Annotated in this window: 7 protein-coding genes and 1 pseudogene; 2 read left to right on the forward strand and 6 right to left on the reverse strand. The window is 33.2% G+C overall.

The annotated features are described in order from the left end of the window. Positions 1-97: 97 nt before the first annotated feature. The 3 genes and pseudogenes from HMPREF0518_RS08345 to yjbM all read right to left on the reverse strand — a co-directional run bounded on the left by HMPREF0518_RS08345 (position 98) and on the right by yjbM (position 2419). Positions 98-994, reverse strand: a pseudogene (locus tag HMPREF0518_RS08345) (RluA family pseudouridine synthase). Beyond that, positions 978-1790 carry an NAD kinase gene (locus tag HMPREF0518_RS08350; RefSeq protein ID WP_003627773.1) on the reverse strand — a complete coding sequence of 271 codons (813 nt, stop codon included), beginning with the start codon at positions 1788-1790 and terminating at the stop codon, positions 978-980. Before HMPREF0518_RS08350 ends, HMPREF0518_RS08345 begins: the two are co-directional and overlap by 17 nt. Continuing rightward, positions 1787-2419 carry a GTP diphosphokinase gene (gene yjbM / locus HMPREF0518_RS08355; protein ID WP_003627775.1) on the reverse strand — a complete coding sequence of 211 codons (633 nt, stop codon included), beginning with the start codon at positions 2417-2419 and terminating at the stop codon, positions 1787-1789. The genes HMPREF0518_RS08350 and yjbM overlap by 4 nt, the downstream gene beginning before the upstream one ends. Positions 2420-2542: 123 nt before the next feature. Here yjbM and HMPREF0518_RS08360 point away from each other — a divergent pair, with 123 nt between their 5' ends. Both HMPREF0518_RS08360 and HMPREF0518_RS08365 read left to right on the forward strand, forming a co-directional pair. Beyond that, complete coding sequence (locus HMPREF0518_RS08360) at positions 2543-3157, forward strand: CYTH domain-containing protein (RefSeq protein ID WP_023192276.1); 615 nt, start codon at positions 2543-2545, stop codon at positions 3155-3157. 78 nt (positions 3158-3235) lie between these two features. After that, a complete protein-coding gene (locus HMPREF0518_RS08365) occupies positions 3236-3853 on the forward strand; it encodes a DsbA family protein (protein WP_003627777.1) in 618 nt (205 codons plus the stop codon). A gap of 8 nt (positions 3854-3861) precedes the next feature. Here the strand turns inward: HMPREF0518_RS08365 and HMPREF0518_RS08370 are convergent, their stop codons facing one another. The 3 genes from HMPREF0518_RS08370 to spx all read right to left on the reverse strand — a co-directional run bounded on the left by HMPREF0518_RS08370 (position 3862) and on the right by spx (position 6018). Continuing rightward, complete coding sequence (locus tag HMPREF0518_RS08370; protein WP_023192278.1) at positions 3862-4710, reverse strand: competence protein CoiA; 849 nt, start codon at positions 4708-4710, stop codon at positions 3862-3864. A 77-nt stretch (positions 4711-4787) separates the two neighbouring features. Further along, on the reverse strand, positions 4788-5528 hold the full coding sequence (locus tag HMPREF0518_RS08375) for an adaptor protein MecA (protein ID WP_003627779.1): 741 nt from the start codon (positions 5526-5528) through the stop codon (positions 4788-4790). Positions 5529-5619: 91 nt separating this feature from the next. Then, positions 5620-6018, reverse strand: coding sequence for a transcriptional regulator Spx (spx, locus tag HMPREF0518_RS08380; RefSeq protein ID WP_003627780.1), 399 nt, complete (start codon positions 6016-6018; stop codon positions 5620-5622). Positions 6019-6203: the final 185 nt, after the last annotated feature.

Here is a 6203-nt window from a genome sequence, read left to right on the forward strand (position 1 = left end):
TAAGTATATTTTTTACATTACACCTCTCATTCTACAGAAATCGCTTTCTTTATGCAAAAGTTTTAATAGTTAAGGCTAATTATTTTAGAATTTTTTATTAATTAACTAATTTTTGCCATAGCTTAGACATGTCTTCTGGATCCTTGATTTGAATTTCTTGCTTTCTTTAATTATCAAATGGATCAGGAAAAGCCAAGTAAAAACAATTTAATGCTTGCCGAGAGAAATTATCGTTAATACCATACAAAGGATCACCAAAAAGCGGATGTCCTAAATAAGCCATATGAACCCTTATCTGATGCGTTCTACCTGTTAATAGGCGTAATTCTACCAGACTAGCTCCTTCAACTTGCTTAAGCACGCGATAACGCGTCTGTGCTTTTTTACCATTTGCTACGACGGCTCTTTTTACTCCGTCGCCTTCTTTGCCAATTGGTTCATCGATTATCCCAGTTAGTTCATCTTCCGCAAAATTGCCATGAACAATAGCATGATACTTTTTCACAAAATTATCTTTGCCAATTTTGCTAAAACGAGCATGTGCGATCGCATTTTTCCCAACTAATACTAAACCAGAAGTATCTCGATCCAAACGAGTAATTACATGAGGCTTCAAATCTTTTTTATTTTGTTGCAAAAAATATCCCATCAATCTATTAACTACAGCATCATTATCTTCATATCTAGATGGAATCGATAAAACCCCTGCTGGCTTATTTAATACAATATAGTTTTTGGTTTCAAAACCCGGATCTACCGGATTATTAGATGGCTTTAAAAATTGATTTTTCTTTTCTTCACCACTAACAAAAATCACTTCATCCCCAGCACTTAAATGAAAACTTAAATATCGTCGTTTGTGATTTACTAAAATCATTCCATGATGATGTCTCGCCTTAATTAAGGCCTGGTGTGAAAAACCATTCTTTAACAAAAAAGAGCCCAATTTTTTGGGATCTTTTTCTTGTACAACTAATTTAAATAAACTTGTCATTATCCTTGGTGTCCTTAATAAATGCATTTTGTACACGTGACCAAAAATGGTGGTGACCAAATTGATCAAATTGAATTGAATGCTTAGAAATACGATATTCTATTTTTTTGGCATTTCTAACATCAATTCTTGCCCCATCCACTGTCATTACAAAATGGTCAACGTTAGGTACAATCGTGATCCACTGATCAGGTGCAATTACAATCGGTGCAGACAAAGTTCTAAACACACGATTATTAATCGAGGCAATTTCTGTCATTTGCAAAGCTTTTAATCGTGGATGAATTACGGCTCCGCCTAACGATTTGCTATAAGCAGTCGAACCTGTTGGTGTAGAAACACACAAGCCATCGCCTCTAAAGTTCTCAAATAACTCATCATCAATATAAACATCTGCTTCAAGCGTATGCGAAATTCTCTTAACCGCTGACTCATTTACAGCCAAATGATAGCGAGTATCTCCTGACTCCGTCAGCATCTTAATTTCAAGCAAAGGATACTTGGCCGGTTGACCTTTTGTTAGTAAAAGCGCATCAACCATTTTATCAATATCATAATTACGCCAATCAGTATAAAAACCTAGATGACCTGTGTGCACACCTATAAAACGAACTGAATCAACTTGATTCTCATAACGATGAAATGCATTGATTAAGGTGCCATCTCCACCAACCGTAATTACTATATCTGGATACTTAGCGTCAAAAATGACATTCTTTTTTTGCAATAGCTTTTTAAGATAAGCCACTGTCTCTAAAGTCTTATCATAGTTATTATGCGCTATTGTTACTTTCATGACTTTTCCTTGCCTTTATTTTTGGTAAAAATTTTCTGAGCTTCTTGGACCTCATCCTTAATAGACGACATTTCTTCATCAAGCTTATAAGCAGCTTCCGCTGTTGATTTAAGTCGCTTTGAAATATCTTCTGGATAAACACCTTGATATTTATAATTTAAAGTATGTTCAACAGTAGCCCAAAAGTTCATTGCTAAAGTCCTAATTTGGATCTCTGCAATCAACTTTTTTGGCCCTTCTGGCAAGTAAACCGTGTAGTTAATCACCATGTGGTAGGAACGATAGCCTGATGGCTTAGCATTTTGAATATAATCTCGCTCTTCAACTACTTCCATATCATCCCGTGCATGGATCAAGTCTACTACCTTATAAATATCGTTCACAAATTGTGTCACAATACGAATACCTGCAATATCTTGCATGTCAGTCTCAATGACATCTGGGCTAATTACCCGTCTTGTCATCTTTTCTTTAATAGAATCTACTGTCTTCACCCTACCAATTACAAATTCAATTGGTGAATGTTCTCCCTTAGTTAAAAAGCCTTGTCTAAGGGAACGAAATTTAACCTTTAACTCGCGTACAGCTTCATTATAAGGCCACAAGAAGTTATCCCAATCTACTTCCATGAGAAAACATCCTTTCTTAGTAAACAATCACATTTTACCATGTTAAAGATTATAAACCGAACTCATTTAAATATTTTTTCTTAACTATTATAATTATTTATGGAACTTGGAGGTCTTAAACTTATGAGCAAAAATCGAGAAATCGAAGCTAAAACACTTTTACACAGAGAAACTTATCAAAAAATAGTCAATGATTTCCCTGTAAAAAGTGATTTTGTCCAAGAAAATTATTATTTTGATACACCGGATAAATTATTGAAAAAGCATCATATTAGTTTGCGAATTAGAATCTACAGCGATCATGCCGAACAAACAATGAAGGTACCTGATCCTAATCCTGTTCAAAGAAATTATCACGAAGTCATTGAAATCAATGACAATTTAACTCATGCGCAGGCTAAAGAATTGGTAGCGAAAAAGCACTTTGCTTTTCATGGCAATATTGGTCAATACCTTACCGCACATTTTACTAAAGAACAAGATGCTCTCTCACTTTTTACCTGGAGCAAAACTAGACGCATCTTAATGAATGGTCCACAAGATTGTGAACTAACATTAGATGCAACTTCTTATCCAGATGGCTACGAAGACTTTGAATTAGAGATCGAAAATGACGATCCAGTTTTAATAACTAAGGTCCTAACTATTTTAGAAAGCACTTACAATTTTAAGCAAGATTCAAGCAATACTAACAAAAGCAAGATTTTCCGAGCAAGCGCTCACAAAAATAACATATAGAAAATAAGGCATATTTTTTGTTACTTTTTTTGTTTCTTGCTAAAGTATCAATAGTAAATCACCAAAGGGGTCGAGAGTATGTTCGAGATTTTTCTATTCATTAATCCAATAGGAATTTACTGTTATGATACGGAAAAACAAATTCGCAACACCGTTGATGAACTTGGAATTGACGTTTGTTATCACTATATTTCTATTGCTAATGTTTGTTTAGTAAATGATGACGCTATTCGGCGTCGTAAGGATTCACAAAAGCTGCCAGACATCAGCACTTTTTCTAAAACAACTTACGAAGCACTAGAAAATTATCACGCTATCAAACTTAAATATGGCAATAAAAAAGCACGTGAATTTTTATATGAACTGCAAAAGAATTTACGTCATGATGCTTCAGCTTACAATCCTAAACTATTAGAAAAAATTGCTACTAAGCTTAACATTAAAACTAGTACAATTAATTCAATGAAGAAAAGCAGTTATGTACGTAGTTCAATTGAGGAAGATCAAAAATTAGCTAATCAATGGAACATTAAAGCTACACCAACAATTGTTTTGTTCAATGAGGATAATGAACAAAATGGTGTCCTTCTAGAAGGTCCCGTTGCACATGGGGATTTAGTTAATTTGCTTCTACCTGATTATCAAAATTGCTTTTCAAATTTTATGCCGCAACAAAACCACTTACGCCTTATTTAATAGGCGTTTTATTTTTGCAAAAATTTAGTAATCGAATCTAATTCACCTGGATTACGCCAGGTAGTAAATACCTCATCTGGCAAATCATCTATGGTAAGACCCTTTTGATAAAGTAATTCACCAATCCTTAGCCCTAACTTTGTTTTTTGGGCTAATTGTTTTTTTAAATATTTTTTCTGACTATTTATATTGATAAAATATCTTTTCTTTATCGGTGTAAAATGCCAGAAAGTTTTTATATCTAATTCATCTAATGCAAAATACTTTATCTGATAATGTAGATGATTAGTTATCTGCTCCTGCAAGATATTATATTTTAAGCAGAACATATTCTTCTTAGGATTAATTTCTAAATAATAGTTACCCCATAATTTATTTTGTCTAAAAAAGATTAATTGCGTATGTTTTAACCTTCTTTTTAAATAGTGCCTTCGGCCTACAATCCAAATATCGGTCACATCTATCTGACTATATAGCGAATGCCGATGCGTAAATTCAGCTTCACTTAACGGTGCACATTGAACTTCAAAAGCTAATTTTTCTGAAGCCAAAACATCAGCTCTTAGTTGACCATCGGCTAATGGTATTTCTACTTGAGCATTAAATCCAGCCGCTGTAAGCGCAGCTTTTAACAACATTTTAGATTGATGGTGTTCTTCTTTTTCCCCCATCGTATTACTATAGTTAGTTAAATGTTTAAAAAAGGCTGCTTTTTGCTCCGAAATAATTAAAATTACTTTTTTATTGCAATGCGGGCAACGGTAATCATCCATATTTAAACTTTTCCGGCCGACATTAACTAAATTAGCTTCACTAACGGCTAATACTATTTTTTTATTCAACATGGCTGCATACATTATTTTTTCACCCATGTTTTATTACGCAAAAAAGAGACGTTTTTTTCTAACGTCTCTTTTTCTTTATAAAATCTTAATTATTTCTTTTGCAGAAAATAGTATCGGATATATTCAAGAGCATCCCGGTTCAACAAACATTTACCAGTTTCTTTCACCGTCTTCATTTCTTCATCATCAATCTTGATACCATATTCATTAGCAATAGCCCATGTATCAGCTGGCTTTAATTCGGCATAATTTTCATCTAAAAATGCCAACTTCAAATAATATTTACCCCGTAAATAATACAAACTTGAAGCTAGATCACTCACTTTTAAACTATCTGCTAATTCTACAATGTTTCCTAACTTATCAAAGCTATAGGAATGATGATTTTGAAATTTCCAATATTGTGTATTTGCCGCATTATCTTGATTAGATGATTCAAGCTGTTCTTCTTTTATTGGATCAAGTTCAGTATTTACATCATCTTTAGGATCAAGGTCAAAGAAGCTTCTTCTTGAATCGGGCTCTGCCTGTGTTTGATTAGTATCACTATTCATCGGCTCTATCATTTGACGAAGATTGTCCGCATCATCAGGTTTAATCTTCGTAATCATCAAATCAAGACCACCATTATTTGGCATCACCTGAAAAGTTACAGGTACTCCTTGAGTAAAGGTATGATCTGTATCTACTTCTGAAAGAATTGAGTAGAAGAATTGCTGGATCTTTTGTTTATCCCCCAATAAATCCAAAACCTTCAATCCACGATGAACTAATTCATCTTTATTAATTCTAACCCTAATTGTATTCTCATTAATATGATCTACTTGCACAGGATATCACCTCCACGAATTATATAACCTATTGTAGCCTATTTTTTACCTAAAATAAAAGTGTTAGCATCATTACTAACACTCTTCTATATTATAAATCTGCAATTTTTTGTGCTTCAGCCAATTCTAATCGACGAACTTTCCGTGGTAAGAAACGACGAATTTCGTCTTCATTATATCCTACTTGAAGTCGACGATCATCCATAATAATTGGTCTCCGTAACAAGCTTGGCTTCTTTTCTACTAAATCAAGTAACTGATCAATTGATAAATCATCCAAATTTATTTTTAATTGTTGAAAAGCTCTTGAGCGGGTAGAAATGATTTCTTCAGTACCATTTTCAGTCATACGTAGAATTTTTAATATCTCTTTTTTAGTTAAAGGCTCTGAAAAAATGTTTCTTTCCTTAAATGGAATATCATGTTTTTCAAGCCATGCTCGTGCCTTACGACATGAAGTACAACTAGGCGATACATACAAATCTACCATAAAAAATTACGCTCCTCAGAACAAATGTTTGTATACGTTCTTAATCTCATTATTAGTATAACATACTAACTTCTTGTTTGTAAGTACTCATTTTATCTTTTACATTGAATACTCCTTATATTCTAAAGATAAAACGTGAATTATTTGTGAAGAATTTGTATATTTTGATTAAAACCTTTAAATAC

This window comes from Lactobacillus helveticus DSM 20075 = CGMCC 1.1877, from assembly GCF_000160855.1.
Taxonomy (GTDB): Bacteria; Bacillota; Bacilli; order Lactobacillales; family Lactobacillaceae; genus Lactobacillus; species Lactobacillus helveticus.